General features: G+C 72.8%; 25 protein-coding genes. 13 read left to right on the top strand and 12 right to left on the bottom strand.

The features are described 5' to 3' along the window. Positions 1–4 precede the first annotated feature (4 nt). Positions 5–1048, bottom strand: coding sequence for an iron-siderophore ABC transporter substrate-binding protein (locus AB0L33_RS04045; RefSeq protein ID WP_365677551.1), 1044 nt, complete (start codon positions 1046–1048; stop codon positions 5–7). Positions 1049–1234: 186 nt separating this feature from the next. Further along, positions 1235–1444 (bottom strand): hypothetical protein, encoded by a 210-nt coding sequence (locus AB0L33_RS04050; RefSeq protein WP_365677552.1) that lies wholly within the window; start codon positions 1442–1444, stop codon positions 1235–1237. Positions 1445–1639: 195 nt separating this feature from the next. On the opposite strand from AB0L33_RS04050, the gene AB0L33_RS04055 reads away from it, so the two are divergent. The 5 genes from AB0L33_RS04055 to AB0L33_RS04075 all read left to right on the top strand — a co-directional run bounded on the left by AB0L33_RS04055 (position 1640) and on the right by AB0L33_RS04075 (position 8601). Beyond that, positions 1640–3745, top strand: coding sequence for a cellulose binding domain-containing protein (locus AB0L33_RS04055; protein WP_365677553.1), 2106 nt, complete (start codon positions 1640–1642; stop codon positions 3743–3745). Positions 3746–3873: 128 nt separating this feature from the next. Further along, a complete protein-coding gene (locus tag AB0L33_RS04060; RefSeq protein ID WP_365677554.1) occupies positions 3874–5124 on the top strand; it encodes an NAD(P)/FAD-dependent oxidoreductase in 1251 nt (416 codons plus the stop codon). Further along, positions 5121–6320, top strand: coding sequence for a lycopene cyclase family protein (locus tag AB0L33_RS04065; protein ID WP_365677555.1), 1200 nt, complete (start codon positions 5121–5123; stop codon positions 6318–6320). Before AB0L33_RS04060 ends, AB0L33_RS04065 begins: the two co-directional genes overlap by 4 nt. Further along, on the top strand, positions 6317–7051 hold the full coding sequence (locus tag AB0L33_RS04070) for a methyltransferase domain-containing protein (protein WP_365677557.1): 735 nt from the start codon (positions 6317–6319) through the stop codon (positions 7049–7051). The genes AB0L33_RS04065 and AB0L33_RS04070 overlap by 4 nt, the downstream gene beginning before the upstream one ends. Beyond that, positions 7048–8601, top strand: a complete 1554-nt coding sequence (locus AB0L33_RS04075) for an FAD-dependent oxidoreductase (RefSeq protein ID WP_365677558.1) — start codon at positions 7048–7050, stop codon at positions 8599–8601. The genes AB0L33_RS04070 and AB0L33_RS04075 overlap by 4 nt, the downstream gene beginning before the upstream one ends. Positions 8602–8607: 6 nt before the next feature. Here AB0L33_RS04075 and AB0L33_RS04080 read toward each other — a convergent pair whose 3' ends face one another. The 4 genes from AB0L33_RS04080 to AB0L33_RS04095 all read right to left on the bottom strand — a co-directional run bounded on the left by AB0L33_RS04080 (position 8608) and on the right by AB0L33_RS04095 (position 12726). Further along, entirely contained in the window at positions 8608–9615 is a 1008-nt protein-coding gene (locus tag AB0L33_RS04080; RefSeq protein ID WP_365677559.1) for a DUF5914 domain-containing protein, read from the bottom strand. Further along, complete coding sequence (locus AB0L33_RS04085) at positions 9612–10598, bottom strand: phytoene/squalene synthase family protein (protein ID WP_365677560.1); 987 nt, start codon at positions 10596–10598, stop codon at positions 9612–9614. Before AB0L33_RS04085 ends, AB0L33_RS04080 begins: the two co-directional genes overlap by 4 nt. Beyond that, complete coding sequence (gene crtI / locus AB0L33_RS04090; RefSeq protein ID WP_365677561.1) at positions 10585–12138, bottom strand: phytoene desaturase family protein; 1554 nt, start codon at positions 12136–12138, stop codon at positions 10585–10587. Before crtI ends, AB0L33_RS04085 begins: the two co-directional genes overlap by 14 nt. Positions 12139–12273: 135 nt before the next feature. Further along, positions 12274–12726, bottom strand: coding sequence for a MarR family winged helix-turn-helix transcriptional regulator (locus AB0L33_RS04095; protein WP_365677562.1), 453 nt, complete (start codon positions 12724–12726; stop codon positions 12274–12276). 49 nt (positions 12727–12775) lie between these two features. Between AB0L33_RS04095 and AB0L33_RS04100 the strand changes: the two genes are divergently transcribed. Further along, positions 12776–13369, top strand: coding sequence for an isochorismatase family protein (locus AB0L33_RS04100; protein ID WP_365677563.1), 594 nt, complete (start codon positions 12776–12778; stop codon positions 13367–13369). After that, positions 13366–14082 carry an MBL fold metallo-hydrolase gene (locus AB0L33_RS04105; protein ID WP_365677564.1) on the top strand — a complete coding sequence of 239 codons (717 nt, stop codon included), beginning with the start codon at positions 13366–13368 and terminating at the stop codon, positions 14080–14082. Before AB0L33_RS04100 ends, AB0L33_RS04105 begins: the two co-directional genes overlap by 4 nt. Positions 14083–14085: 3 nt before the next feature. Here AB0L33_RS04105 and AB0L33_RS04110 read toward each other — a convergent pair whose 3' ends face one another. From AB0L33_RS04110 to AB0L33_RS04120, 3 genes are all read right to left on the bottom strand, one after another. Then, entirely contained in the window at positions 14086–15084 is a 999-nt protein-coding gene (locus AB0L33_RS04110; protein WP_365677565.1) for a right-handed parallel beta-helix repeat-containing protein, read from the bottom strand. A gap of 105 nt (positions 15085–15189) precedes the next feature. Next, positions 15190–16284 (bottom strand): PP2C family protein-serine/threonine phosphatase, encoded by a 1095-nt coding sequence (locus tag AB0L33_RS04115; protein ID WP_365677566.1) that lies wholly within the window; start codon positions 16282–16284, stop codon positions 15190–15192. Positions 16285–16407: 123 nt separating this feature from the next. Beyond that, positions 16408–16761 (bottom strand): hypothetical protein, encoded by a 354-nt coding sequence (locus AB0L33_RS04120; protein ID WP_365677567.1) that lies wholly within the window; start codon positions 16759–16761, stop codon positions 16408–16410. A gap of 199 nt (positions 16762–16960) precedes the next feature. Here AB0L33_RS04120 and AB0L33_RS04125 point away from each other — a divergent pair, with 199 nt between their 5' ends. Beyond that, positions 16961–18076, top strand: a complete 1116-nt coding sequence (locus tag AB0L33_RS04125) for an SMI1/KNR4 family protein (RefSeq protein WP_365677568.1) — start codon at positions 16961–16963, stop codon at positions 18074–18076. A gap of 160 nt (positions 18077–18236) precedes the next feature. After that, the gene (locus AB0L33_RS04130; protein ID WP_365677569.1) at positions 18237–19499 is read left to right on the top strand and encodes a hypothetical protein; all 1263 of its coding nucleotides are present in this window, start codon (positions 18237–18239) and stop codon (positions 19497–19499) included. A 31-nt stretch (positions 19500–19530) separates the two neighbouring features. On the opposite strand, the gene AB0L33_RS04135 is transcribed toward AB0L33_RS04130, so the two are convergent. Further along, positions 19531–20700 (bottom strand): aromatic ring-hydroxylating dioxygenase subunit alpha, encoded by a 1170-nt coding sequence (locus AB0L33_RS04135; protein WP_365677570.1) that lies wholly within the window; start codon positions 20698–20700, stop codon positions 19531–19533. 123 nt (positions 20701–20823) lie between these two features. Here AB0L33_RS04135 and AB0L33_RS04140 point away from each other — a divergent pair, with 123 nt between their 5' ends. After that, positions 20824–21954, top strand: coding sequence for an NADAR family protein (locus tag AB0L33_RS04140; protein WP_365677571.1), 1131 nt, complete (start codon positions 20824–20826; stop codon positions 21952–21954). Between the two features lie 22 nt (positions 21955–21976). On the opposite strand, the gene AB0L33_RS04145 is transcribed toward AB0L33_RS04140, so the two are convergent. After that, complete coding sequence (locus tag AB0L33_RS04145) at positions 21977–22678, bottom strand: VOC family protein (protein WP_365677572.1); 702 nt, start codon at positions 22676–22678, stop codon at positions 21977–21979. Positions 22679–22784: 106 nt separating this feature from the next. On the opposite strand from AB0L33_RS04145, the gene AB0L33_RS04150 reads away from it, so the two are divergent. Beyond that, positions 22785–24365, top strand: a complete 1581-nt coding sequence (locus tag AB0L33_RS04150; protein WP_365677573.1) for an amidase family protein — start codon at positions 22785–22787, stop codon at positions 24363–24365. Positions 24366–24533: 168 nt separating this feature from the next. Here the strand turns inward: AB0L33_RS04150 and AB0L33_RS04155 are convergent, their stop codons facing one another. After that, positions 24534–24899, bottom strand: coding sequence for a hypothetical protein (locus AB0L33_RS04155; protein WP_365677574.1), 366 nt, complete (start codon positions 24897–24899; stop codon positions 24534–24536). Between the two features lie 258 nt (positions 24900–25157). On the opposite strand from AB0L33_RS04155, the gene AB0L33_RS04160 reads away from it, so the two are divergent. Next, a complete protein-coding gene (locus AB0L33_RS04160) occupies positions 25158–26126 on the top strand; it encodes a hypothetical protein (RefSeq protein ID WP_365677905.1) in 969 nt (322 codons plus the stop codon). Between the two features lie 169 nt (positions 26127–26295). Next, complete coding sequence (locus tag AB0L33_RS04165) at positions 26296–26850, top strand: hypothetical protein (protein WP_365677575.1); 555 nt, start codon at positions 26296–26298, stop codon at positions 26848–26850. Positions 26851–26907: the final 57 nt, after the last annotated feature.

Genomic DNA, 26907 nt, shown 5'->3' on the forward strand with positions numbered 1-26907 from the left:
GCCCTCAGGCCGTCAGGTACTTCTCGAGGTCGTCGAGGACCGCGTCGGCGGCGGTGACACCGAGGCCGAGGTACCAGGTCTCGTCCGGCACGTCGAAGGCGTGGCCGTCCTTGACCGCCTTCAGGTTCTTCCAGAGCGGGTTGGCCTGCGCCTTGCTCTTGTCGGTCGCCTTGGCGTCGCCGTACACGCCCGTGAAGATGAAGTCGGCGTCGGCCTGGTCGATGTTCTCGGCGCTCACCTCGGCCGCCAGGTCCGCGATGTCCTGGTTCTTGGGGCGCGGGATGCCGACGTCCTTGAGGATGGTGCCGATGAAGGAGTCGTTGGCGTAGAGCCGGATCAGACCGTCGGGCAGATAGCGGACCATCGACACGGTCGGCTTGTCCGCACCCAGCTTGTCCCCGAGGGCCTTGGCCTTCTTCTTGTACGCGGCGAGGTTCGCCTCGGCCTGCGCCGTCCTGTCCAGCGCGGCGGCGTTGAGGAGGTAGTTCTCCTTCCAGGTGAAGCCGGGCCGGATGGAGAAGACGGTGGGCGCGATCTGCGACAGCTCGTCGTAGGAATTGGCGGCGCGCAGCTGGCTGCCCAGGATCAGGTCGGGCTTGAGCGCGGCGATCGCCTCCAGGTTGAGGCTGTTGATCGTGCCGATGTTCTTCGGTGTGCCCGCGTCCTTCTTGAGATACGACGGCAGCTCCGGCGACCCTTCGGTCGGCGCGAGCCCGACCGGCTTCACACCGAGCGACACGACGTTGTCGAGCTCACCGACGTCGAGCACGACCACGCGCTTGGGCTGCTCCTTGATCTCGGTGCTGCCCATCGCGTGCTTGACCGTACGCGGCCACTGACCGGGCTTCGCGTCCGTGCCGAGCGCCGCGGTCTTCGCCGCCGCGTCGCCGAAGTCCTTGCCGCCCTTGGCGACCGACTTCGAGTCCTTGGACCCCGGGGAGGACGCGCCACCGTCCTTCCCGGACGAGTCGGCGCCGCACGCGGCCAGCGACAGTGCGGCAGCGACGGCGAGAGCGACTGCGGCTGTACCACGGCGCCGATGTGACATGAACGTGCTCCTCGTTGGTTCACCTTTAAATGATTAGGTGAGCCTCACCTTATGCCACCGTATCCGTGGGAGGTACACGGGGGCGGTGTTCGCGCGGCCCCCGGAACGCCTGGTACGGGCAGCCGTCGGCGGCGGCGAGCCGGACCGCCCGCCGCCTGTGCCGGCATCCGCCCGCCCGGGCGGGGGTCAGGGTGCCGGAATGCGGATGACGGGGTTGAACGGGCGCTTGACGAACCCGCTGCGGACGTTGCGGCACGTCGGCGCCTCGCACATGAAGAACTCGTCCACCTTGGTGCGCCCCGTCTGCGTCCTCAGCCAGGTCTTCTCGTCGTCGGTGAGGGGCCGGTGGGTCTCGTCGGAATCGCAGGTGAAGCAGAACAGGGTCTGAGGCTTCATGTGATCTCCCAGAAGTTCCGGATGAGCCGGTCATCGACAGTAGAGAAGGCCGCGGCCGCTCCGGAAGCCCCCATTCGGCGGTCTTCGGGTGCGTGTCGACGCCGTTGACAGGGCGTCAGGTCCTCCCCATGATGGGAGCGCTCCCACGCCTGTTCCACTCCACCCGTGCCGCCCAGATCCCAGGGAGGATCACCCATGGCGCCAACGCACAGACCCGCACGCGGCCCAGCCCGCGCCGCCGCCGTCCTCGTCGCCTCGCTCGCCGCGCTGGCCTCGCTGACCGGTGTGGCCCCCGCCGCACCGCAGGCCGCCGACGACGCGGACGCAGCCGTCCAGGTGAACGCCCAGGCCGCGCTGGGCACGCTGACCGGCGCCGCCCGCGGGGTCAACACCGCCATCTGGGACTCGCACATGAACGACCCCGAGGTGGCCGACCTGATGACGGCGGCCGACGTCGGAATGATGCGCTACCCGGGAGGTTCGTACGCGGACATCTACCACTGGGAGACGCACACGGCACCCGGCGGCTACGTCGCCCCGGGCACCGGCTTCGACGCCTTCATGGGCACCGTCCAGGACGCCGGGGCGCAGCCGATCCTCATCGCCAACTACGGCTCCGGCACTCCCGAGGAGGCGGCCGGCTGGGTCAGGTACGCGAACGTCACCAAGAAGTACGGCGCGAAGTACTGGGAGATCGGCAACGAGATCTACGGCAACGGCCACTACGGCAGCGGCTGGGAGAACGACGAGCACGAGGACAAGAGCCCGAAGGAGTACGCGCGCGAGGTGCGCGCCTACGCGGCGGCGATGAAGGCCGTCGACCCCACGGTCAAGATCGGCGCGGTCCTCACCAGCCCGGGGGAGTGGCCGGACGGGGTCGTCGGCGACGGCGACGCGGGCGACTGGAACCACACCGTGCTCCCCGCCGTGGCCGACGTCATCGACTTCGTCAGCGTCCACTGGTACGCGGGCGGCTCGGACACCACCGCCGACGCAGCCCTGTCGAAGCTGGCCAAACTGCCCGGTGAACTCCGCGAGGTGCGCAACCAGATCGACCGGGCCGCGGGCGCCCGCTCGCCCGGCATCGGGATCGCGCTCACCGAGATCAACACCAACACCGGCGGCGCCCGGCTCACCGCCCGCCCCAACGGCCTGTTCGCCGCCGACGCGTTCATGACGGCGCTGGAGAACGGCGTGTTCAACGTCGACTGGTGGAACACCCACAACGGCGCGGGCGCGATCACCACCGTCGACGGCGAGACCGATTACGGCGACATGGGCATGCTGTCCAGCGGCGGCTGCACCGGAGACGTCTGCCAGCCGGCGCCGAACACGCCCTTCCACCCGTACTACGGGATGAAGATGACCGCCGAACTGGGCACCGCGGGCGACACGATGGTCGCCGCCGAGTCCTCCGCGCAGGACGTCTCGGCGCACGCCGTGCTCCGCGACGACGGACGGCTGAGCGTCATGCTCGTCAACAAGAACCCGGACAGCGCGCGGACCGTCGCCCTCGACTACGACGGATTCACCCCGTCCACCACCGCGCCGGAGGTCCGCCGCTACGCACGCGGCGACAGCGACATCACCGAGGTCACCGAAGGTGACGCGACCGCGTCCCGGGTCACGGTGCCCCCGTACGCCCTGCTCACCGTGACCCTGGAACCGAAGACCGGGACGGGGCCGGGCGCTTCGGCGGCGAGCACCCCGGGCACCCCGCGCCTGGACGCGGTCACCGACACCACCGCGCGCCTTACCTGGGACGGTGCGACGGGCGCGTCCCGCTACCTGGTCCAGGAGCGCGACGGCGCCCACACCCGGCTGGTCGGCGAGTCCACCGGCACCTCGGTCACCCTGCGGAACCTGCCACCGGGCAGCACCCACACGGTCAACGTGCTGGCCGCCGACGCGGCGGGAAGACTCTCCGGCGCGTCCTCACCGCTGACCTTCAGCACCGGCACCCCGGCGGACGCGGTCTGCTCCGTGACGTACCACCGTGACTCCAGCTGGGGCAACGGCTTCGTGACCACCGTGACCGTACGCAATCTGGCGGACACGCCGATCACGGGCTGGACCGTTGACTGGGACTGGCCGACGACGGGCCAGTCGGTGGACTCGGGCTGGAACGCCACGTTCCACCAGACCGGTTCCCATGTGCGGGTCACCGCTCCCGACGGCGCGGGCCCGCTGGCGTCGGACGGCGGTTCGACCGCCTCCTTCGGGTTCGTCGGCGCCAACGACGGCCCCAACCCCGACCCGGCCGTCTTCCGTCTGAACGGCGCGGTCTGCTCGGGCGGCTGACGCCGTCGCACGGGGGGCCCGGCTCCCGGGCTCCCCGTGCGTCACCCGGTCCGCACATGCGTGGCTCCTCGCATCGGCCCGCGGAACGTGGTCCGCTGGACCGAACGACCGCCGGGGCGAGGAGCAGCATGACGGATGAGCACCGCCGGCCCACGGACGCCGTCGTCGTCGGAGCCGGTCTGGCCGGTCTGGCCTGCGCGCTGGATCTCTGCCGCTCCGGACGGAAGGTGGCCCTCCTCGAGGCGTCCGACTCGGTGGGCGGCCGGATGCGCACGGACCGCCGGGACGGATTCCTGCTCGACCGCGGCTTCCAGGTCTTCAACACCTCGTACCCGCAGGTGAAGCGGCGCCTGGAGCTGAGGAGCCTGCGCCTGCGGCCGTTCACCGCGGGCATCATCGCCCACACCCGGACGGGCCCCGTCCGCCTCGCCGACCCGACGCGGGAACCGGGCGCGGTGGGGACCCTGCTGCCGGGCCGGGTCCTCTCCGCCCGCGATCTGGGCATCCTCGCGGCACTCACGGCCCGCGACGCGATGCTCCCCGTTTCCTCGGTCAGGCGCCGCCGCGACGAAACCACTTCGGCGGCGCTGTTCCGGGCCGGCCTGTCGGACGACGTGATCACCGGTGTCCTGCGGCCGTTCCTGGCCGGGGTGTTCCTGGAGGACGGGCTCGACACCTCCGCCCGCTTCTTCCACCTGGTCTGGCGGAGCATGGTGCGCGGGACGCTGTGCCTGCCCGCGCAGGGCATCGGCGCCGTACCCCACCAGCTCGCCCAGGGCCTCCCCGACGGCGTCCTGCGGCTCGGCGCACCCGTCGCGGAGATCACCGACACCGGGGCCGCACTGGAGGACGGGAGCGAAGTCCCCGCGAGCATCGTCGTGGTGGCGACCGAACCGGCCGCCGCCGCCCGCCTGCTGCCCGGCCTGTCCGTGCCGGACACCCGCACCGTAACGACGTACTACCACGCCACCGACCGCACCCCGCTCGCCGAACCGACGCTGCTGGTGGACAGCACCGGACCGGTCCTCAACACCTGCGTGCTCAGCGAGGTCGCCCCCACGTACGCGCCTCCCGGCACCGCGCTGATCTCCACCTCCGTGCTCGGCGCCGACCTCCCGGGCCGTGCCCAGGCGGTGCTGCGGCGCCTGGCCGACCTGTACGCCACCGACACGAGCGGCTGGACGCCGATCGCCGCCCGCACCGTCGAGGGCGCGCTGCCGGCGATGCGACCGCCCTGGCCGCTGAGCCGCACCACCCGCGTCCGCCCGGGCCGGTACGTGTGCGGCGACCACCGGGCGACCGGCTCCGTCCAGGGCGCCCTGGCCTCGGGCACCCGGGCCGCCCGGGAGGTGGCGGCGGACCTGGCGCGCCGGACATGAGCCGCTGCGACGTGGCCGTCGTCGGAGGCGGCGCGGCCGGCCTCAGCCTCGCGCACCGGCTGACGGAGACCGGCGCCGCCCGGGTGACCGTGATCGAGCCGCCGGACGGCCCGGAGCGCCCGCCGGAGCGGACCTGGTGCTACTGGCACGCGGAGGCGGACGGCCTCGACGAGGCGGTCGGCGCGTCCTGGTCCGTGCTGCGCGTGCACGGCGCCGACGGCCGCCCGGTCACCGTCGAACCGGCCCCCTTCACCTACCGCATGGTGCGCTCCGCCGACTACGAACGCCTGGTCCACGGGCGCCTGGCCGAGGCGGACGGGGGACGCCTGCTGCGGGCCACGGCGGGCGCGGTGCGCGGGGTGCCGGGCGGCGCCGTGGTCCACTGCACACTGCCGGACGGCTCCACGGTGGACGTGCGCGCCCGCCGCGTGTTCGACTCCCGGCCCCTGCCCGCCCCGCCGCCCGCGCGCACCCAGCTGCTCCAGCACTTCCGGGGCTGGTTCGTCCGCACCGGCGGTGACCGGTTCGATCCCGGGATCGCCGACCTCATGGACTTCCGCGTCCCCCAGCCCGCCCACGGGCTCGCGTTCGGCTACGTGTTGCCCCTGGCCCCGGACCGCGCGCTCGTGGAGTACACCGAGTTCTCCCGCCGCCCGCTGACCACCGAGGCGTACGAGTCCGCGCTCGGCCACTACTGCCGCGACGTACTCCGGCTCGGCGGACTCACGGTGGAACGTACGGAGCAGGGCGTCATTCCGATGACGGATGCCCGGTTCCCGTACCGGGCCGGGCCCGCCGTGTTCCGCATCGGCACCGCGGGCGGCGCCACCCGCCCGGCCACCGGCTACACGTTCGCCGCCGTGCAACGGCAGAGCCGGGCCATCGCCGCCGCCCTGTGCAAGGGCCGGGGGGCCTTCCCCGCTCCCCACGGACGGCGGGCCCTCGCCATGGACGCCATCGTGCTCCGCGCCCTCGACACCGGCCGGATCGACGGCCCGGACTTCTTCACCGGCCTCTTCCGCCGCGTCCCGGCCGAACGGCTGCTGCGGTTCCTCGACGGCGCGGCCTCGCTCCGGGAGGAGTGGGGCATCGGACTGCGCACCCCCGTCCGGCCGATGCTCGCCACCGCAGCCGAACTGCCCTTCCTCCCGCGCCGGACCCGGCCGGCCACCAGAGACGGAGGGAGCCACCGATGACCCTGCTGCGCGACCACGACCTGGCCCGGGCCTTCGACCACGCCTCTCGCACCTACGACGGCCTGACCTCCCTCAACCCCGGCTACCGCACCGACCTCCTGCGCTCGGCCCGGCGGCTCCGACTCCCCGGCGGCGGCGCCGGACTGCACGTCCTCGACCTCGGATGCGGCACCGGCGCCTCCACCCGCGCCCTGCTCACCGCCGCGCCCCTGGCCAGGATCACCGCCGTGGACGCGTCGGCGGGCATGCTGCGCCGCGCCCTGACCAAGCCCTGGCCGGCCCGCGTGCGCTTCCTCCACCTGACCGCCGAGGAACTGGCCACGGCCGGGGAGGGGCCCTTCGACGCGGTGTTCGCCGCCTACCTGTTCCGCAACGTCAGCGACCCGGACGCCGTCCTCGGGTCCGTACGGGCCCTGCTGGCGCCGGGCGGACGCCTCGCCGCACACGAGTACAGCCTCAGTGGCTCACGGGCGCACCGGGCGCTGTGGACCGCCGTCTGCCACGGGGTGATCATCCCGGCGGGCACGCTCACCGGCGACCGCGTGCTCTACCGCCACCTCTGGCGCAGCGTCACCTCCTTCGACACCGCACCCGTCTTCGCCGAACGGCTCGCCCTGGCCGGTCTGACCTCGGTGCGGGTCGTCCCCGTCGCCGGATGGCAGACGGGCATCGCGCACACCTTCCTCGCCCGCAACGGCCACCCGGCCCCGGCACCGGAGCACGCCTCGTGAACGCCCGACCCCCCGCCGCCCGACGAGGCCGCGACCGCAAGGCCGAAGTCCTGCTCCCGGCCTCCGGCGCGGCACGCTTCGGACGGGGTGACGAACCGTCCGCCGTCGTCGTCGGGGGCGGAATCGCCGGCCTGGCCGCGGCGACCCTGCTGGCCGAGCGGGGCGCCCGGGTGACCCTGTACGAGAAGGACGACGCGCTCGGCGGCCGCCTCTCCGGCCACCGCACCGTGCTGGCCGACGGCTCACAGGTGACGATGACCCGCGGGTTCCACGCGTTCTTCCGCCAGTACTACAACCTGCGAGGCCTGCTCCGGCGTACCGACCCCGCCCTCGACCGTCTCGTCCCGCTGCCCGACTACCCCCTGCGGCACAGCGGCGGCCTGACCGACAGCTTCGCCCGGGTCCCGAGGACGCCGCCCCTCAGCGCGCTGGGCTTCGTCGCGCGCAGTCCCACCTTCGGCCTGCGCGACCTGGCAGCCATGGACGCCCGATCCGCGCTCCCGCTCCTCGACGTCCGCGTACCCGAGGTGTACGAGCGCTTCGACGACGTCGGCGCGACCGCCTTCCTGGAGAGCGTGCGCTTCCCGGAGGCCGCCCACCACCTGGCGTTCGAGGTGTTCTCGCGCAGCTTCTTCGCCGACCCGCGCGGACTGTCCGCCGCCGAACTTCTGCTGATGTTCCACATCTACTTCCTCGGCTCGTCCGAGGGCCTGCTCTTCGACGTACCGTCCGAGCCCTTCCCGCAGGCGCTCTGGGAACCTCTCGCCGCCTACCTCGACGACCTCGGCACCGACATCCGGACCGGGACGCCCGTGCACCGGATCGCCCCTCGTGACGGCGGCGGGGCCGACGTCCACACCGCGACCGGCGTCCACCGGTACGACGCCGTGGTGCTCGCCCTCGACACCGAGGGGCTGCGGCACACCGTCGCCGCGTCTCCCGGCCTCGGCACCGCACGCTGGCGCGAGGGCGTCGCCGCCCTGCGCACCGCGCCGCCGTTCCTCGTCTCCCGGCTCTGGCTCGACCGCCCCGTCCGCCCGGACCGGCCCGGCTTCCTCGGCACCAGCGGCTACGACGGGCTCGACAACATCAGCACCCTGGAACGGTACGAGGGCGAGGCCGCCCGCTGGGCCGCGCGCACCGGGGGCTCCGTCGTGGAACTGCACGCGTACGCCGTCGATCCCGGCGCCGAACACAAGGAGGTGCAGGAACGGCTCGTCGAGCGGCTGCACCGCGTGTACCCGGAGACCCGCGACGCCCGCGTGGTCGACTTCCGGCACGCATGGCGCTCCGACTGCCCGCTCTTCGAGACCGGCTCCCACCCGCTGCGCCCCACGGTGCGCACTCCGCACCCCTGGCTGGCCCTCGCCGGGGACGCGATCCGCTGCGATCTGCCCGTCGCCCTCATGGAGCGGGCGGCCACCACCGGCTTCCTGGCGGCGAACGCCCTGCTCGCCGACCGGGGCGTCCGGGGACAGGTGCTGTGGACGGTGCCCCGCAGGGGCCGCTCCCGTGTGCTCCGCGCGCTCGCCGCCGCGGGGCGTGCATGAAACGCCTCAGCCCGGAAAGCGCCCGGTGCTGCGCAGCGTCCAGCGCCTCTCCGCGTACGCCAGGTCGTCCACCCACAGCCGCCCGGCGGTACGGCGCATCAGCGGTCGCAGCACCGGGGCGAAGGACCGGGCGAGCGCGAAGCCCGGCCGGTCCGATGTGGCGACCGTCGCCTCGACGACGGCGGTGCGCGGGCGCTCGTGATCCGGACGGGTCAGCGGCGTCGCGTGCGTCTCGACGACGGAGGACGCGCCCTCGCCGTCCGTGATGCGCATGACGACGGTGCGCGGCCCGGGCGCCGTGAACTCCGCCCGCACCGGGACCACCAGGCGCCCGGCCACCCGGAAGGACACGTCGACCACGAAGGCGTCGTCCGCGTCGCCGCGCGGCTCACGCACCACCGACAGGTCGATGAACGAGTACGGGTGGAACCACGACCCGTGCCACGGGTCGAGCCGGTTGGCCACCACGTCCTGCGGTTCGCACCGCCCGACCGTCGTGAACACCGCGTCCACCGCGCCGCCGCGCGCGGGCCGTACGGGGACCACGGGCCGCTCGGTGGGCTCCTCACCGCCCACCTCGTCCAGCCGCACCCACACCAGTACGCCGTCGTCGTACACCGGGAAGGGCTGCCAGCCCGCGAACGGGGCACCGTCCAGGGCCAGTCCGTGCCAGTGGCACACCAGCGTGCCGCACACCACCCGGCTGTCCCGCAGCGGTGCCCCCAGGTGCGGGCAGACACCGGACCCGGCGCGCGGCTCACCGCCCGCCGCACGCCACAGCACGACCTCCGTGCCGCCGACCGTCCGGCCGTACGGGCGGTCACCGACGCGCACCTCGCGCGAGGCGCCCACCACGTACCAGTTGCCGGACGGACGGGCCGTGGCCCGCTTCAGCGCCTCGGCCACGAGTGCCGGACGCGCGTCGCGCCAGGTGGGCTCCTGCCCTGCCCAGCCGGGGCCGGAGGCCCGCAGCCGCAGCGGCGGCGACCACCGCCGCCCGTTCCGCCTGCTCACCGCACCGGCTCCTTCCGTCCGGCCTCCGGGCCCCCGGCCACGCCCCGGCCGCGGGCATGCCACCTGGCCGCCGCCACGCGCAGCGCACCGGCGGCGGCCGTGGCCGCGCGGCGTCGCCGGGAGACGACCGCACGGCGGTGCAGGACGCGGTAGTCCTGCTCCGCGACCGCGTCGAGGATTCCGCCGTAGAGCGTGAACGCCGCGCGGATACAGGGGCGCACCCGGGGATCGAGCATGCCGATGCCCGGTTCCGCCGTCCGGTACACCCCGCGCGTCAGCTCCGTCGCGGCCACCAGCGCGGCCCGGATGCGCGCGTCCCCGCGCCCGGTGCGCCGGCTCCACTCCAGCAGCGCCCGGTCCACGCCGTGGGAGGAGAGCAGATCGCCGGGCAGGTAGACGCGGCCCCGGTCGAGATCCTCGCCCACGTCCCGCACGAAGTTGGTCAGCTGGAACGCCACCCCCAGCGCGGCCGCGTGCGGCTCGGCCTCCTGCCGGGGCACGACCGTGCCGAGCACGGGCAGCATCTGGAGACCGATCACCGCGGCCGAACCGTGCACGTATGTCTGCAGGTCGGCGTAGGTGGGGTAGTGGGTGACGGTCAGGTCGGCCCTCATCGACGACAGGAAGTCGGCGAACAGGTCGTGTCCGATGCCGTACCTGGCAGCGGTGTCGGCCACCGCCCGGACCACCGGTTCGTCGCTCGTGCCGGTCCTCAGTCCGTGCGCCAGATCGTTCTCCAGGCGCAGCAGCAGCCGGTCGCGCTCGGCGGGCGTCCGGTGCCGGTCCAGGTCGTCCACGATGTCGTCGGCCCAGCGGGCGAAGCCGTACAGGGCGTGCACCGCGGACCGCCGCTCGGGCGGCAGGAGCCGGGTGGCCAGGAAGTACGTACGGCCGTGGCGTGCGTTGAGCTCCCGGCACCGGGCGTACGCGGTGCGCAGCCCGGGTTCGGTGATGCCGGCGGCGTCCAGTTCACGACGGGTCATCGGCACCTGCCCGGACCAGGGGAGCGGAGCCCGTGCGCACCCGGCGGGCGCGGGGCCCGGCGACGCCGGTGATCCGGGCGGCGGCCAGCTTGCCGCTGAGGAGCACGGTCGGCACGCCGACGCCGGGCGTGGTGCCGCACCCCGCCAGGACTGCGTTCTCCGTTCCCCGCAAGAGGTTGCGCGGCCGGAAGGGACCGGTCTGGGCGAAGGTGTGGGACAGCGAGAACGGGCTTCCGGCGGCGTGGCCCCGGGCCGTCCAGTCGAGCGGGGTCACCAGAAGCTCCTCCTCGATGCTGTCGGCGAACCCGTCCAGACCCCGGCGTTCGAGTTCGCGGACCAGCGTGTCGCGGTAGCGCGGGCCGAGATCCGCCCACGCGGTGGCCGGGGGACCGGTCGTGGTGTTGGGGCAGGGGGCGAGCACGTAGTGCAGATGGCGGCCCGGGGGCGCCAGCGAGGGGTCGTGCGCCGTGGGACGGGTGATCAGCAGCGAGGGGTCGCTCATCAGCGTCCCCGTGCGGGTCAGCTCCTCGAACGTCCGCTCCCACGCGGCGCCGAACGAGAGGGTGTGGTGCGCGAGATGAGGCCAGGTGCGGTCCGTGCCGGCATGCAGGACCACGGCGGACGGCGAGTGGCGCGGCCGGACCGGTCGCCGGGGGCGGCGCCCCAGCAGCTCGTAGGCGGCGGGCAGTTCGCAGCTCAGCACCACCGCGTCGCAGGCGATGCGCTCGCCGGTGGCCAGCCGTACGGCCCGCACCCGCCCCGCCGAACGTTCCAGGGCGTTCACCTCGGACGCCCACCGCAGATCGGCGCCCGCCTCCGCCGCCGCGTCGGCCATGGCCCGGGGGAGTGCGTGCATGCCGCCCCTCGGGAACCACACCCCGGCCACGGTGTCCATGTAGGCGATCACGGCGTAGGCCGCGAGCGCCCTGGCCGGGGCCACACCGGCGTACAGCGACTGGAACGAGAAGACCCGGCGCAGGCGTTCGTCGGAGAGGAAGCGGCCGATCCGGCCGTCGAGGCGTCCGAACCCGCCCAGCGCCGCGAGCCGGGCCAGGTCAGGATGCAGCAGCCCGAAGGGCGAGTCGAAGTTCGTGTCGATGAAGCGGCTCATCTGCGCCCGGTACAGACGCTCCAGCCACCGCCGCAGGTCGCGGTAGCCCGCCGCCTCCGCCGGGCCGGCGAAGCGCCGCACCTCGGCCTCCATCGCCTCGCCGTGGGTGTGCACGTCGAGCGAGGACCCGTCCGCGAAGCAGGCCCGGTACGCCGGATGCAGGGCTGTCAGCTCGACGCGGCGGTACAGGCTGTCGCCCACCGCGGCGAACGCCTCGTCGGCCAGGTGCGGCATGGTCAGCACCGTGGGACCGGTGTCGATCCCGAACCCGCCCAGCCGGACCCGCCCCGCCCGGCCTCCGGGATCCGCGTCGCGTTCGACCACGGTGACCCGGCGGCCCGCCCCCAGCAGATGCAGGGCACAGGCCAGTCCGGACAGCCCCGCACCCACCACGACGACATGGCCCGTGGGCCCCGGCACGCCCTTCACCCGGCCCCCATTCCGCTCGCGCGCGCACGCCGGCCTCCTGCCGGGACGCACATCGGGCGATCTCACCCCGCCCGTCGCCGAATGCGGGGCGCGGTACGGCGTGTCGCGCCGCGATTCCTCCGGTCGGCGTACGTGCTACTCGCGCGCCGGCAGGTCGTATGCCACCGCCAGGCGGTCGAGGGCGTCACGGAGTGCGGCCTGCTGGGACGGGGTGAGGGCCGCGGCCAGGCGCGCGTCGAGCGCGAGCGCCATGCCCGTGCACCGCCCCAGGAGCGCCCGGCCCTCGTCGGTGAGAAGCAGCACCTGGCGGCGCCGGTCGGCCGGATCGCGCAGCCGCTGGATCGCGCCCTTGGACTCCAGGTGATCGGCGAGGGACACGACGAGGCTGGGCGCCACTCGCATCAGCCGGGCGATCTCCAGCTGCGAGGAGGCGAGCCCCGCATCGAGGACGCCCAGCACGCCGACGTGCTTGGGCTTCAGGCCGACCTCCGCCAGCTCCTCCGCGTACTGATCGGAGATCACCGCACCCAGGGCACCCAGGCGGAAGCTGAGCGTCTCGGTCCAATTGACATCGTTCACAGACAGCATGCTACCTTCCTCGAACCATTCACTCTCTGAATGATTTGAGGTGAGAACAGTGATCGACCCTCGTACCGTCCAGGTGGTCTTCGCCGACCTCCAGGACAGCATCGTGGCCCTCAGCCGCACGAACAGTCCGGCGGGCATCAGGCGCTCGGCGGGGGCCCTCGGCCAGGTCGCCCAGGTGCTCGGCATCCCGTTCAGCGTGTCGGCCGCGCCCCGCCCCGGCGGGCCCGGCACCATCGCCGAACTTCCCGAGGCTCCCCCTTACGTGCGCGGCGGCCCGTCCTGCTGGGACGACCGGCCCTGGCGCGAGGCGGTGGCGGCCCGGCGCCGCGACGCCCTGGTCGTCTGCGGAGTGACCTCCGAGATAGTGGTCCTGCACACCGCGCTCGACGCCCTGGCCGACGGGTACGACGTGATCGTCCCGGTCGACGCGTGCGGCGGCATGTCGGAGCGCACGGAGGCGGCCGCGCTGCGGCAGGTCGAGGCGGCGGGAGGCTCCGTGACCTCGGTGGCGAGCCTCGTCACGGACATGGTCCGTGACTTCACCGATCCCCCCGGCCGCCAGGTCATCACCGCACTTCACGCCCTGATGAGCCAGAGCCTGCATTCGACAGTCCCGCCCGTGCTTCCGGAGGACACCCCGTGAAACTCGCACCCCATCTGTACCGACTCGGCAACGACGTCGTGTCCTGCTACCTCGTCGACACCGACGAGGGCATCACCCTCATCGATGCCGGGCTTCCCGGTCACTGGAAGGACCTGCTGCGTGAACTCCGCGCCCTGGGCAAGTCCGCCGACGACATCCGCGGCCTTGTGCTGACCCACGGCGACTCGGACCACATCGGCTTCGCCGAACGCCTGCGCACCGCCCACGGCGTACCGGTGTTCGTCCACGCCGACGACGCGCTACGCGCCCGTACGGGGAAGAAGCCCAAGGTCGCCGTCGGCCCCATGCGCCCCGGCCCCGCCCTCGGGTTCCTCGGCTACTCCCTCCGCAAGGACGGCCTGCGCCCCCGCTACGTCGGCGCGGTCACGGAGATCGCCGACGGTGACGTCCTCGACCTGCCCGGCAGCCCGGTGATCGTGGGCATGCCGGGACACTCACCGGGCAGTGTGGCGGTGCACGTCCCGTTGGCCGACGCGGTCTTCGTGGGGGATGCCCTGACTACGCGCCACGTCCTGACCGGGCGCACCGGTCCCCAGCCGGCCCCCTTCACGGACGACCCCGCCGAAGCGCTCGCCTCGCTGGACCGGATCGCCGGTCTGTCCGCCTCCTGGGTGCTGCCGGGCCACGGCGCGCCCTGGCGCACTTCGCCGGACCGGGTGGGCGGGGCCGTGCGGTCGGCCGCCGCCGGGTGACCGTCAGGTGACCGGCACGCCGGGGTTGACCAGCCCGGCGCCGCCGGTCACCCGGTTGTCCGAGGTCACCGTCACGGGGCAGCCCGGTGCGTAGTTGGTGACGTCGATGGCGAAGCGGGTGGGGCCGGTGGCGCCGGTCAGGTCGGCGGTGTTGTTGCGGAAGACCGTGCCGCAGCCCCAGCCCGGGTCCTGGGTGTGGGTCTGGAAGCCGTCGTTGGTGGTGCCGGTGCCCCGGTTGTTCTCGACGGTGTAGCCGTTGCCCTTGATGTCGACCCAGGAGTCGTCGTAGTTGGCCCCGGTGAGGCCGTCGCCGTCGAAAGTGTTTCCGGAGATCAGGCCACCGGTGGTGCCTTCCTTGATGTCGATGTTCTCGCCGCCGATGCCGGGGCCGATGACGTTGTCGAGGATGCTGACGTGGTCGCTGGCGTCCGTCAGGGTGTTCGCCGTGCCGACGTACACCCCCTCGCCCATGCCGTCGCCCGACAGGCCCGTGTCGTGGATGGCGGAGTTCCGGACCACTCCGTAGCTGCTCGACGTCCGGAAGTGGATGCCCTCCATGGTCGTGTGGTGGATCTCGACCGAGTCGGCCACGACGTGGTCGGACGAGTCGATCATGATGCCCTTCTGGCCGCCGGTGACGGTGATGCCCCGGATCACCCAGTACGGCGCGCTCGTGAGCTGGATGCCGTTCCCGCCGCCCGTGGGGGTGGTGAGGACCGCGGCACGCGAGCCGGTCAGGGTGATCGGGGCGCTCGCGGTGCCACCCCGCGTGATCTTGAAGTTGCCCGAGTAGGAGCCGTCCGCCAGCTCGATCGTCTGCCCCGGTACGGCTGCGGCCAGCGCGGCCTTGAGTTCCTTGCCGTTCGTCACCCGCACCACCGCCGCGTCGGCGGAGGCGCCACCGGGCGTGGAGAACAGGCCCGCGCCGACGAGTGCCGCGGCGACAGCGGCGCGCCGCACCGGTCGCCCGGACCGGCCGGAAGGGGAAGGGGTGCGGGGCATGGCGGGACCTCGTCATCTTGGCAGGGGCATAACAACTCACGGGGTGCCCCAGATTGGACTGGACCAGCGGAGTCGTCAAGGGGGAAGCGGCCCGGGCCCGCGAAGTCAGGCCCCGGGACCGGCCCCGTGCCCGATCGCGATCATGGCCGCGTCGTCGTCCAGATGCCCGCCGACGTACCGCAGCAGGTCGTCGCGGAACCGGTCGATGAAGGCGTCTGGGTCGTCCTCGGCCCAGCCGGTGACACGCTCCGCGAGCGGATAGAAGGCGCGGGAGGCGTCGCGGGCCTCGGTCACGCCGTCGGTGTACAGCAGCAGAAGGTCGCCGGGAGCGAAGCGGAAGCTGTCGACGTGATAGCGCGGGTGCGACAGGCCGCCAAGACCCAGCGGGGGAGCGGGCGAGGCGGCGACCACCGTCAGCGGCCGTCCGCCGCGCAGCACGACCGGCGGGGGATGCCCGCAGGAGACCATGTGCACGAGGTCGTGCCGGTCGGGGATGTCGAGCACGGTGGCGGTGATGAACGATTCCCCGGGGCCGTTCCCGTCCGGCTCGGGCAGCCCCCGGGACACGCTCTCGTCCAGGTGGGCGACCAGCTCGTCCAGGCTCGCCCGGTCCCGGGCAGCGGCGTGGAACGCGCCGAGCAGCAGCGCCGCGTCACTGACCGCGCTGACCCCCTTGCCCCGTACGTCACCGATGATCAGTCGCGTTCCCGTATCGGTGCGCGCCGCCGCGTACAGGTCCCCGCCGATCTGCGCCTCCGCCTCCGCCGCGAGGTAGAGCGAGGCCACGCGCAGCGGCCCGAGGCGCCGGGGCAGCGGGGGCAGGACCGCCCGCTGGACCGCCTCGGAGACGTACCGCACCTGGTCCAGCTCGCGGGCGCGGCGCTCTCGCAGCACGCAGAAGACCACAAGGCAGACTCCGACCAGCGCGAGGGCGACGGTTTGTGTCTCGTGGTTGGCCGAGAAGAGCTCGTCCGGATCCCGCAGCACCGCGATCGCCATCTGCGCGACCACCGCCAGCGCGGCCACGAACCCGACGGCCCGGGGGCCGCCGATCGAGGGAGTGATCGCGGGCGCCGCCACGAGCAGCGGGCCCAGATGGATGTCGGGCGGTGCCAGGACGTCCACCAGGAAGACCGCGATGATCCAGCCGACGGGGACGGCGAGCAGGGCCCGGCGGCGGTTTTCGGCGTACTGCGCCATGACTCCTCTCTACACCGCACCCGTCCGTCCCGCACTCGCCCGGCCCCGCGACGGGGCGGCACGCCGAGGGGCTGTGCCCGTGACATCCGGCACAGCCCCTCGGCCCCGTCCGGGGCAGGCGGCTCAGGAGAAGACGACCGACCTGAGGAGCAGGCGGTCGGAAGCCCCCCTGCCGGGCGGCAGGACGTAGTACGTGTCGCCCTCGCAGTCGGCGTCCAGGAAGACGATGGCGGTCGCGTCCGTGAGGTTCTTGGGTGCCCGGGAGGGGGCCCCGGGCACGGACGCGGGCGCCTCCAGGTTGACGCACCGGCCGCTCTCAGGGTTGTTGAGGAAGCCGACGGCCTCGTACCCGTCCACGGTGGTGTAGGAGTACCGGAACTGACCGGTCGCGGCCGACGCCGAGCCGGGCACGGCCACGAGAAGTACCGCCGCGCCGGCCGCCGCGCCGACAGCCTTGGTGAGGGAGCGAAGAGACACCGGGGATCGTCCTCCTTCTTGTTGTCCTTCGGGTCGGTGCCAGAGATGCCCCCGGTGGCCGGAAGCCAACACGGCTTCCCCCCATCGGGCTGCGTCGAATCGTTTCTTCAGGGTCGAATGGCCTATACGTCCCGTACGTCACCCGCGATGTCCGGCCCCGCCACCCGACGGGCCCGGGGCCGATGCGAGCGTAGGGGCCATGACTACTGACGCACCGGCAGAGGAACGGGTCACACGCGTGTGGGCCCAGATCCTGGAATGGCTCGCCGACTACACCCCACCGTCGTACGCGGCTCTCCGGCCTGGCGCGTCCGAGGACGAACTGGCAGAGTTGCAAGCCGCCTTGGGCGTGAACGTCCCGGAGGAGCTGAAGGCGTTGTGGCGGCTGTCCGCCGGCGAGGACGGTGTGAACGGCTCGGGGCTCATGCTGGGCGACTGGGCCCTGATGCCGCTCGACGCCGTGGCCGAGGTCCACCGTCGGCAGATGGAGGGCGAGAAGGAGTTCAGCGAGGCGGACGGCCCGGCGTTCTGGGAGCCCTGGTGGATCCCGTTCTGCTCCCGCGGCCCGGACGACACCGTCGTCGGCCTCTTCCTCGACGGCCGGACCGGCGAGGTCCGCCGCTGGACCGGATACGGGGACCGCGAGCGCGAGTACAGGTCGCTGGCCGGCTACCTCGAACTCATGGCGGTCAGCCTCGAAGCCCCCCTGACGGCCGCGGGGCCGGAGAAGCCCGGCATGCTGGACGGCGCCCTCGTCTGGGGACCCCGCGACGACGAGCGCGGCGACCAGTGGCTGCCGCACCTCGGCGAGGCCGCGCCCCGCCATCCCGCCAAGACCCTCGGCGCGATCCGGGAAGCCCTGCCCCGCGACGAGCGCGACGAGTTCGACCGGCGGCGCGACGCCCTCGACCTGACCGACCCGGAGACCGTCGCCGCCTTCCTGGACCTCTGGTGGGGACGCGCCGTGCAGGCCCAGGAGAAGCTGGAGGACGAGGTCGCGTCCGCGCTGCGCGGCAACGTCCTGGCCCAGCCGGGCGGCAGGCTGGCACCGGAGTACGAGGCCGCGTTGCCGCCCGCGATACGCCCCAGACCGCCGTCCTTCTGGGACATCCGGGCCGCCCTGCGCCACGAGAGCGTGCGCGCACGGTTCGACCAGGACAAGCTGAAGGCGATCCCGCCGCACTTCCCGGCGCTGCTGCTGCGCTGGTGGGACATCGCCCGGCTGATGGCCGACCCCTGCGGCGACCGGGCCGTCCGCGAGGTCGTCAGCGGTCGCCACGAAGCGCGGAAGGCCCGGCAGCCCCGGCCCTCGTGAGCGGTCGCGTGCCGCGCGAGACCCGGGAGCGTGGTAGTGCGTACGGCCGGAACCGGGCGCCGGGCACCGTCTCTGGCCAGTTACGCCCTCCCGTCGCAACCCACGTGGCCGTTACATTCACCCCGACCTGACCCGTACACCTGAGGGGGAACACGTAACGATGCGAGCCACACGCTTACGCTCCGGCAGCCGCACCGTCGGTGCGCTGATCGCGGTGACCGCCACGGCGACGGCCCTGGCGGTCACCGCCATCGGCCCCGCCGCCGCACCGGCCGTCGCGGCGCCCGCCGGAGCGACCTCGCCCCAGCCCGGCGACGCCTGTACGGCGGCCGACCTCGGCACTCGCCACCCGTACATCAAGAGCACCGAAGTCTCCCCGACGATCACCCACTTCAAGGGCTGGTACGTCACCGAGGGCACCACCGGCGAACAATCCGTCACCACCACCACGGCGACCACCATCACGGTCTCCGTCGGCCTCGACGACAAGATCGACGCGAGCTTCGCCGTCGACGCCCTCAACAAGGCCGGTGTGAGCGTGGGCCTCAGCGTGAAGATGGAGTCCTCCACCACCAACACCGAGTCGAACGCCGTGACCTGGAACTTCAACCAGCCCGGCTACTACGGCGTCTACAAGGGCACCAAGAAGGTCACCGGCACCTACGGAAGCCTCAACTGCAACCGGGCCCAGCAGACCGACGGCAGTTGGGCGCTGCGGTGGGCCGAGGGCCCCGGCAGCGGCTCCTTCACCACGTACACCACCCTCGAAGAGGGCGCCGTGCGCTGCCAGGACCAGGTACCCGCCGGCAGCGTCATGGCCAAGGCGCAGACCCTCCTCGACTGCGACTCGCCCACCGCGAAGGCCGCGCACCGGGCGGGCGCGGTCGCACCGACGGCGAAGCAGCGCCAGGACGGCGCCCCCGCGCAGCACGCGGTCCCCACCGAGCAGCCCAGGACCGCCGCGCTCGCCGCCCTCGACTGCCAGTCCGCCGTCTACAAGATCGAAGTGCCCGGCAAGCCGCTGTCCTGGGGCGCGCCGCTCCTCGCGAACGACGGCGTCCGCCTGCGGCCCTCCTCCATCTTCAGCGCCCACCTGGACAACTGGCGCCTGTGCAACGTGACGGAGAGCAACGGAGTCCTCGAAGCGACCCTGTGGAACTGGGGCAACGGCGGCTGCGCGACCATCGCCGGCCAGGACGCCTCCACCGAACGCGCGATCCTGACGACGGCCTCCTGCACCGAGGACGATCTCCAGCGCTTCTACATCTACCGCGACGTACCCGGCAGCTCGGCGATCGGCGTGCAGAACAAGTACACCGGCTCCATGATGGGCCACGACCGCTACGCGGACGGCGAGTTCATCCGCCAGTACTCCAGCGGCAGGCAGGACGGCACGGGCACGTACCACCTGACCGGAGTCTGAACCCCCTCCACTCCGCAGGGCCCCGCGCTCCTCAACGCGCGGGTGCCGCGTCCGGTTGCCGGGGCTCCGGATCTCCGCCCCCGCAGACGCCCGCCGCACCCGCGCAGGGCTCCGCGCCGCGCGGGCCCGCGGAGACGGAGAGGGGCACACCGTTGGACCGCAGCGCCTCGCGTACGTCCAGGATCAGGGAGAAGACCTCGTGGTTGCGGTCCTCGCCCTGCTCGTCCCAGGCCCGCTGCTCCGCCTGGACCGCCATGCGGTCCTGCGCGAAGATGCGCTCGGTGAAGCGCCTGATGAGGGGCGCGGCCACGGTGAGCACGGCGGGCACGCGCGGCTTCTTGATCATGAGCAGCCCGTAGACATGGCAGGCCCGCTGGTCGGCGCCCACGGGAACGTACACCGCCCAGAGGCTGAAGACCGGCTCGTCGGCGCCCTCCGGCACCAGGTCGAGGGTCTGGTACGGGTACTCGGTGCGGATGGTCATCACGTCGCGGGAGCCGCCCGCGATGCCCTCGGCCGCCAGCACGCTCGCACCGGCGTTCCGCTTGCCTCCCGCGTGCGTGAACAGATACCTGGCCTCCACCGAGCGCGCGTCGCTGTGCTGGCCGATGAGCTCGGGACGGAGCCGGCCGACGACCCCCTGGTGCAGGAACTGGTGGTTCATGTCCAGCAGGTTCTCGTGCATGAACGAGTAGTGGCAGCGCACGATCCGCGAGTACGTCAGCGTCTTGTACCGCCCCGAGCTGAAGGCGGGCAACGCCGGAAGCGCGACCGCTCCCGCCTTGTCCGGATCACCCGGGAAGACGAAGACCAGACCGTACGCCTCGCGCACGGGGAAGCCGCGCACGCCCCGGGGCGGCCTGCGGTCCTCCTTCGTCAGATACGGGATCTGCGAGATGCGCCCGTCACCGCGATAGGCCCACGCGTGATACCGGCACCGCAGCACGTCACCCTCCACGACGCCCATGCTCAGCGGAACCTGCCGGTGCGCGCACCGGTCCTCGAGCGCGTGGACGGCCCCGCTCCTCCCGCGGTAGAGCGCGAGCCGCTCACCGGCGAACACGGCCGCGACCACCTTCCCGACGCGCACCTCCCGGGACAGCGCCACCGGGTACCAGTAGTCCGGATCAGCGCCGACGCGCCGCAGATCCACGGCCCCGGAGAGCCCCGCCCGCACCGCGTCCGCGTCGGTCTCCTTCATGCCTCTCCCTCACAGATGGGTCACACCGCCCACCTCATGATGGCCGCGCGGAGCCCGGCTGCCCCGTCGAGCGCGTCCGGACCAGTGACGGGGGGCCAGGTGCGAGGGCGATAGCGTGCTGCCATGACATGGCGGGGACCGACGTATCGGATGGTGGACGGAGAGAGAATCGACGGGGCCTGGTGCCACATCTGGCGGCGTGACCAGTACGGCGGCGGGTACTACCTCGACGACCTGGTCGTCTTCGCGGACGGAAGGATCATCTGCGAAGAGCGCACGGACCTGGCCGGCCTCGCGAAGAAGCTGGCGGCCGGTCGTTGGGCGGTGACCGACCCGGAGGCCCCGCCGCTGCCCGGCCCGTCGTCGAAGTGGGAGTCGCGCTCCGGTGAACCGCTGACACCGGAGGGCTTCGTCCTGGAGGTCGCCGATCGCATCGAAGCCCTCAACCAGCGGCCGACTGCCCGCCAACGCTGCTGGGACGCGATCCGGCAGTACGAGCAGCGGCCGACCGAGGACCACCGGGAACTCCTCCGCGCGGCCTACCTCGCGGTTCCCGCGCACCTTCGGATCTATGTCCTCGGCGACATGGACCGCCAGGACCGTCCCCTGCGCATCCTGCTCACGGACATCGGCGAGACCGTCGACGGCGACGGTCCGGTGGCGACGGCGGAGATGCACCAGGGTGTCCTCGACTACTTCGCCCGCACGAACAAGGCCGTCGAGGGGGAGCGGGAGCGCCGGGCCGTCCAGCACGCGGACGACCCCGCCGCCCCGGGCCGCCCGGCACTCGTCTCCCACGAAACCGTCTTTCCGCAGGGGTGGCCGGACGAGCCGGGGCTGTTCATGCTCCGCAACGACTTTCCCGCACCCGTCGAGTTCGCGGGGGACACCTACGCCTCCGTACAACACGGCTACTGGGCCCTGTCGGCGGCCGACGCCTCCGACAGAGGCCGGATCCGGGACGCCGCCTCCGGCAGGGAGGCGCACGACCTGGGCGGGCGGGCGACGCGCCGGAGCGACTGGCCCGACGTCCGGCTCGCGGTCATGGCGGGGCTCCTTCGCGCGAAGTTCACCCAGCGCCCCGACCTCGCCAAGGTCCTCCTCTCCACCGGGGACGCCAGGATCAGCTACACCGGCTTCGAGGACTCACCGTTCTGGAGAGACGTCCCCGACGACCGGGGGCGGAACTGGATGGGCCGGCTCCTGGAGCTGACCCGCTCCGAACTGCTCGCCCGGCAGCTGCTCGTGACCTGATCACCCCGCGTCGGGCCCCGGCTCAGTCCCGTAGCTCCTGAAGGCGTTCCAGGTCGTCGCGCGCCGACTCGCGCTCCTGGGCGGTGAGGGGGAGCGCGGCGGCCCGGGCGAGCGCGGACGCCGCGGTGGCGTCGTCGCCGAGGCGCCCGGCGGCGTCCGCACGCAGCACCAGGAGACGCAGCAACTGCACGGGGGTGGGCGATTCGGCGTCCAGGCCCAGCACCCGGTCGATGATCCTCGCGGCAGCCGCCGGATCGTTCTTCGAGTCCGCGAAGAGGGACGCGTGATGCAGGGCCCGGGCGAAGGTCTCCTCGGGGGCGGGCCGGTGGTGCTGGTCCCGGCCGGTCTGCTGCCCGATGCGCAGGCAGTTGCCGGCCGGATCGGTGACGAGGAACTGCCTCGCGCCGTACGAGGTGTCCTTCAGCGGCCCCACGCGGGGGAACCCGCGCGTCGGGACCCTGCCGTACGCGGCCTTGAGGCTGCTCCGGAAGGACGAGTACAACGCGTCCACGTCGTCGGTCCGGATGTAGCACGTGCTGTACGACGCGGCGGGGTCGTGCCGTTTCACGCCGAAGAAGTGCAGCTGGATGCCGCCGCGTTCCACGACCGCGTACGGGTTCGGGCTCGTCTGCCGGAAGGTCGCCTCGAATCCGAGGGCGGCGTAGAAGTCGAGCACGGGCCGGATGGTCCGGCAGGGCAGGATCGGGATCGTCGTCTCGCTCATGCACCCCAGTCTAGTCAAATTTGAATAGTCGAGGTAGGGGATCGCGCCCGGCCGCGAGGTGAGGGCCCCTTGTGCCGTACCGGTTCCATGTAGTGGGGTGTCCGCCATGAAGATGAGAAGCATGGCGGCCCTGACCGCGATCCTGGTCGTGGCCCCGTTAGCCGCGGTGGCGCCCGGTCCGCAGGCAGTCGCTCAGTCCCGCTCCGGCGACTCGGCGCGATCCGCCGAATCCACGCTGGTCGGCGGCATCGACCTCGACACGGTCACCATCCCCGAACTCCAGGCCCGCATGGACCGGGGATCGCTGTCCTCGGTCCGGCTCACCCTCGCCTACCTGCGGCGGATCAAGGCGGTCGACCCGAAGATCAACGCGGTCCTGCACGTCAGCCCCACGGCCCTCGGGCAGGCGGTGGCCAGTGACGTGAGGCACCGCCTCGGCCGGACCCGTGGCCCGCTCGACGGCATCCCCGTCCTGCTCAAGGACAATGTGGACACCCGTGACATGCCGACGACCGCCGGGTCGCTCGCGCTCGCCGGGAAGCCGCCGGCGTCCGACGCGGAGCTGGTCGCGAAGCTCAGGGCGGGCGGCGCCGTGATCCTCGGCAAGGCCAATCTGTCCGAGTGGGCCAACTTCCGTGCGGCCAAGCCGACATCGGGATGGTCGGCGGTGGGCGGGCAGACCCACAACCCGTACGTACTGGACCGCAACCCCTGCGGCTCGTCCGCCGGATCGGCCGCCGCGCTCGCCGCGTCGCTGGCCCAGGTGGCGATCGGCACCGAGACGGACGGCTCCATCGTCTGCCCCGCCGGGATGAACGCCGTCGTCGGCCTCAAGCCCAGCCTCGGCCTGGTCAGCCAGTCGGGCGTGGTCCCGATCTCCGCCGAACAGGACACCGCCGGGCCCATGGCCCGGAACGTGACCGACACCGCGCTCACCCTGTCGGTCCTCAGCGGCCGTGACCCCGACCCCGGCCTCGCCGAAGCCGCGTCCCGCCCCGGCGCTCTGCGCGGCAAGCGGATCGGCCTGTGGCGGCTGCCGGCGCTCGGCGCCGAGGTGGATGCCCTCATGACACGTACCGCCGAGCGGCTGCGGGCCTCGGGCGCCGAGGTCGTGGAGGTGGACCTCCCGTACCAGGAACGCCTGGCCGAACTCGAATTCCCGGCCCTGCTCAGCGAGTTCCACCGCGACATCGACGCATACCTCGCGACCAGGAAGGGGCCGCGCGACCTGGCCGCGCTCATCGAGTTCAACCGGGCCCATCCGCAGGAGCAGACCTGCTTCGCCGGTCAGGAGCTCTTCGAGCAGGCCCTCGCCGCACCGCCCACCACCGACCCGGAATACCTGGCGATGCGCGCCGAGTTGGCGGACCTGTCCCGCCGTTCCATCGACGAGGTCATGACCGAGCACGGGCTGGACGCGATCGCCTCCCCGGCGAACCCGCCCGCGTGGACCACCGACTGCGGCCGGGGAGACAACGACGTGATCCCGTCGTCGACGCCCGCCGCCGTTGCCGGCTACCCCTCGCTGTCGGTGCCCGCCGGCTTCGTGGGCGAACTGCCGGTCGGGCTGCTCCTCATGGCCGGAAATCACCAGGACGCCGACCTGCTGGCCCTGGGCGCGGCGGTGGAGCACCGGCTGGACGGCCGGCGCGCGCCCCGGTACCTGCCGACGCTGCCGACCGGCTGAACGGCGGGGCGTGTTTCGAGTCCTGCCTGCGCCGGGACTCGGCTCACTCCGTGCGGCCCGGAGTTGCCGTGGCAACCGCCCCGCTGGGCGCTGCCACGGCCATTTCGGTGGCGTGTCCCGTGCCGGTGACGCTTGCCGTCGTGACCTTGGTGGGCGTCGGCTGATCGGTCAGCGCATGGGGCGGACCCGGTAACTCACCGCCTGGTAGGGGAAGTCCGCCGTGTGCAGGCTGCCCAGCGCGAAGCTCAGGTCGCCGTCGGACCCCGGGGCGCCCGGACGGCAGTCGGCGTTGAAGAACACGTCGACATCCACGGCCGCGTAGTTGAGCGCGGAGGCCGAAGGTGCGGCGAGGTTGTGACACTCGGTGCTGGTGAGGTCCACGGACGTCGCCGCGCCCGTCTGGTGCGCGCCGGCGTAGAAGACGACGCCCGGAGACTGTGCGGCGGCGGGCTGGGTCAGTCCCGCGCCGACCGCGAGGGCCGCTCCACAGGTCGCGGCAACGGCTCCGGTGTACCAGCGGTGGTTACGGCTCATCGTGTCTGTCACCTTTGCGTTCGGGTTCACGGTCGAGAGGACGGGACCCGATTATTGCGCCTTCAACCAGATGCGGAAGATCGTTTTCCAGCCATGCGGGTTACGCTGCCGAGCGGCTGGGGTCGCGCCCGTAGCGTGGGGCGGCGTGACTGCCACGTACGACTCCGGTCCCGGCGACGCCCGCCCCGGGCGCCGGGGCGCCCGCGCGTTCCCGGGCGGAAGGGACGGGGCATGACGAGGACCACGCCGGCCAGGCCGGTGTCCGTGGAGGCCGTGTTCCCGGAGCTGGCCCCCTACCGGGCCCGGACGACACGGCTGCACCCGAGGCCCGGGCGGCCCGGCCCGCGCGACAGCCACATCGGCGGGCCGATGCTGTGGCCGGCGGACGAGCCGTGGCCGCTCTGCCACGAGCCGCACGGGCGCGAGTTCGAGGGGTACGCGCCGGAGGAGATCCGCAGCGCTCGCACCGCGGGCGTCTCGCCGCGGAGCAGGCCGTGGCCCGGCGCGGAAACCGCGGGAGACGACGACCCGGCCCCCTTCGTCGGGCTGGCCCAGCTCTTCCGCCGCGACATCCCGGGCCTCGCCTGCGGCCCCGACGGCGCGGACCTGGTGCAGGTCTTCCGCTGCCCGCTCACCCACGGCCCGTACCTGGAGCGCCGCTACCACCTGCGTTGGAGACAGGCCGCCCGGACCGAGAGGGCGGAACGCCTCCTCGCCGCGCCGCCGCAGGTGCCCCTGCGGCGGTGGGAGCACGAACTCCCCGAACCGTGCGTGCTGCACCCGGAAGAGGTGGACACGTATCCCTGGGCGGAGAACGACACGCTGCCCGCGCCCCTCATCGCGCGTATCGACGCATGGGACGACGAGCAGCTGGCGGAACACGGACTCGACGCTCCGAGCTACCAGTACGACCTGTCCATTCCTCCCGGCTGGCGGGTCGGCGGCTACCCCACCTGGGCGTCGACGGGTCCGATGACCATCGACTGCGCGTCCTGCGCCACCCCCATGGAGCTGCTGCTGACGGCGGACGGCTGCGAGATGGACGGCGGTTCGCACAGCTGGGCGCCGCTGGAGGACCGTGACCCGTCGCTGCGGGGGAAGGCGTCGATCCGGGGCGGTGTCTCGGTCGCACGGCCCACGCGGCTCCGTTTCGGCCGGGACCGCGATCTGCACGTCTTCGTCTGCCCGGCGGATTCCGGCCATGTGCCGCGATGGGTGCTCGCGTAGCCCTTCGGCCGGGACTGCACAGACGCTCGGTGGATCCTTGCGCGTGCGAAAAAAGGCATCTGCACCACTTAACGGTGAACATGGCCGCTATGTCCCTTGAAACGGGGGCCAGTTGGAAAGCCTGGTCGTGCACCTCGAAGAGGCGCACGACCAACCGGAGGAGAAGACCTTGAAGCGTGTCCCGTTCCGCCGTTCCGCCGGACTGATGGCCGCCGCCGCGGCCCTGATCGCCGGCCCCGCCCTTTCCGCTCACGCCATGACCCCCGCCGCCCCGGGCGGACAGCAGCCCTATGCCGCGCAGGCGCGGGCCGCCGGGCTCACCGACCAGCAGGCCGGGGAGCTCCAGCGGCAGGTCGACGCGGTACGCGCCCAGGAACCCCAGGCCCGCCAGACCTCCGCGAACACGCTCGACATCCCCGGCGGCACCATCACGCTCCCCGCCCCCGGACAGTCCGAGACCCGCGGCCTGGCCTCGCCCGGAACGGCCCTGGCCTGCGGCAACGGGCACCTGTGCATCACGGACGGGCGCGGCGTCAACTACGACTACTACCGCTGCGGCTACTACGACTTCAACGGCGTCGGCGACGGCACCTTCAACAACAACCAGACCTCGGGCACCCGGGCCCGCTTCTACAACAGCGACGGCAGCGAGCGCTGGTCCCACGTGGCCAAGGGCACCGGCACCGCGTCCTGGACCCCCGTCTTCCACATCCGCCCCTGCTGAACCACCCACCTGTCCCCGCCCCGGCTTCCGGGGCGGGGGCTGTGCCCGGGGGTGTCG

It is taken from the genome of Streptomyces sp. NPDC052299 (genome assembly GCF_040679335.1).
In the GTDB taxonomy this organism is placed as follows: domain Bacteria; phylum Actinomycetota; class Actinomycetes; order Streptomycetales; family Streptomycetaceae; genus Streptomyces.

Excerpts from the sequence above, each read along its gene's own strand:
- AB0L33_RS04045 (WP_365677551.1), bottom strand. The coding sequence starts at position 1,048 with ATGTCACATCGGCGCCGTGGTACAGCCGCAGTCGCTCTCGCCGTCGCT.
- AB0L33_RS04050 (WP_365677552.1), bottom strand. The coding sequence starts at position 1,444 with ATGAAGCCTCAGACCCTGTTCTGCTTCACCTGCGATTCCGACGAGACC.
- AB0L33_RS04055 (WP_365677553.1), top strand. The coding sequence starts at position 1,640 with ATGGCGCCAACGCACAGACCCGCACGCGGCCCAGCCCGCGCCGCCGCC.
- AB0L33_RS04060 (WP_365677554.1), top strand. The coding sequence starts at position 3,874 with ATGACGGATGAGCACCGCCGGCCCACGGACGCCGTCGTCGTCGGAGCC.
- AB0L33_RS04065 (WP_365677555.1), top strand. The coding sequence starts at position 5,121 with ATGAGCCGCTGCGACGTGGCCGTCGTCGGAGGCGGCGCGGCCGGCCTC.
- AB0L33_RS04070 (WP_365677557.1), top strand. The coding sequence starts at position 6,317 with ATGACCCTGCTGCGCGACCACGACCTGGCCCGGGCCTTCGACCACGCC.
- AB0L33_RS04085 (WP_365677560.1), bottom strand. The coding sequence starts at position 10,598 with ATGACCCGTCGTGAACTGGACGCCGCCGGCATCACCGAACCCGGGCTG.
- AB0L33_RS04095 (WP_365677562.1), bottom strand. The coding sequence starts at position 12,726 with ATGCTGTCTGTGAACGATGTCAATTGGACCGAGACGCTCAGCTTCCGC.
- AB0L33_RS04110 (WP_365677565.1), bottom strand. The coding sequence starts at position 15,084 with ATGCCCCGCACCCCTTCCCCTTCCGGCCGGTCCGGGCGACCGGTGCGG.
- AB0L33_RS04115 (WP_365677566.1), bottom strand. The coding sequence starts at position 16,284 with ATGGCGCAGTACGCCGAAAACCGCCGCCGGGCCCTGCTCGCCGTCCCC.
- AB0L33_RS04125 (WP_365677568.1), top strand. The coding sequence starts at position 16,961 with ATGACTACTGACGCACCGGCAGAGGAACGGGTCACACGCGTGTGGGCC.
- AB0L33_RS04130 (WP_365677569.1), top strand. The coding sequence starts at position 18,237 with ATGCGAGCCACACGCTTACGCTCCGGCAGCCGCACCGTCGGTGCGCTG.
- AB0L33_RS04135 (WP_365677570.1), bottom strand. The coding sequence starts at position 20,700 with ATGAAGGAGACCGACGCGGACGCGGTGCGGGCGGGGCTCTCCGGGGCC.
- AB0L33_RS04140 (WP_365677571.1), top strand. The coding sequence starts at position 20,824 with ATGACATGGCGGGGACCGACGTATCGGATGGTGGACGGAGAGAGAATC.
- AB0L33_RS04145 (WP_365677572.1), bottom strand. The coding sequence starts at position 22,678 with ATGAGCGAGACGACGATCCCGATCCTGCCCTGCCGGACCATCCGGCCC.
- AB0L33_RS04150 (WP_365677573.1), top strand. The coding sequence starts at position 22,785 with ATGAAGATGAGAAGCATGGCGGCCCTGACCGCGATCCTGGTCGTGGCC.
- AB0L33_RS04155 (WP_365677574.1), bottom strand. The coding sequence starts at position 24,899 with ATGAGCCGTAACCACCGCTGGTACACCGGAGCCGTTGCCGCGACCTGT.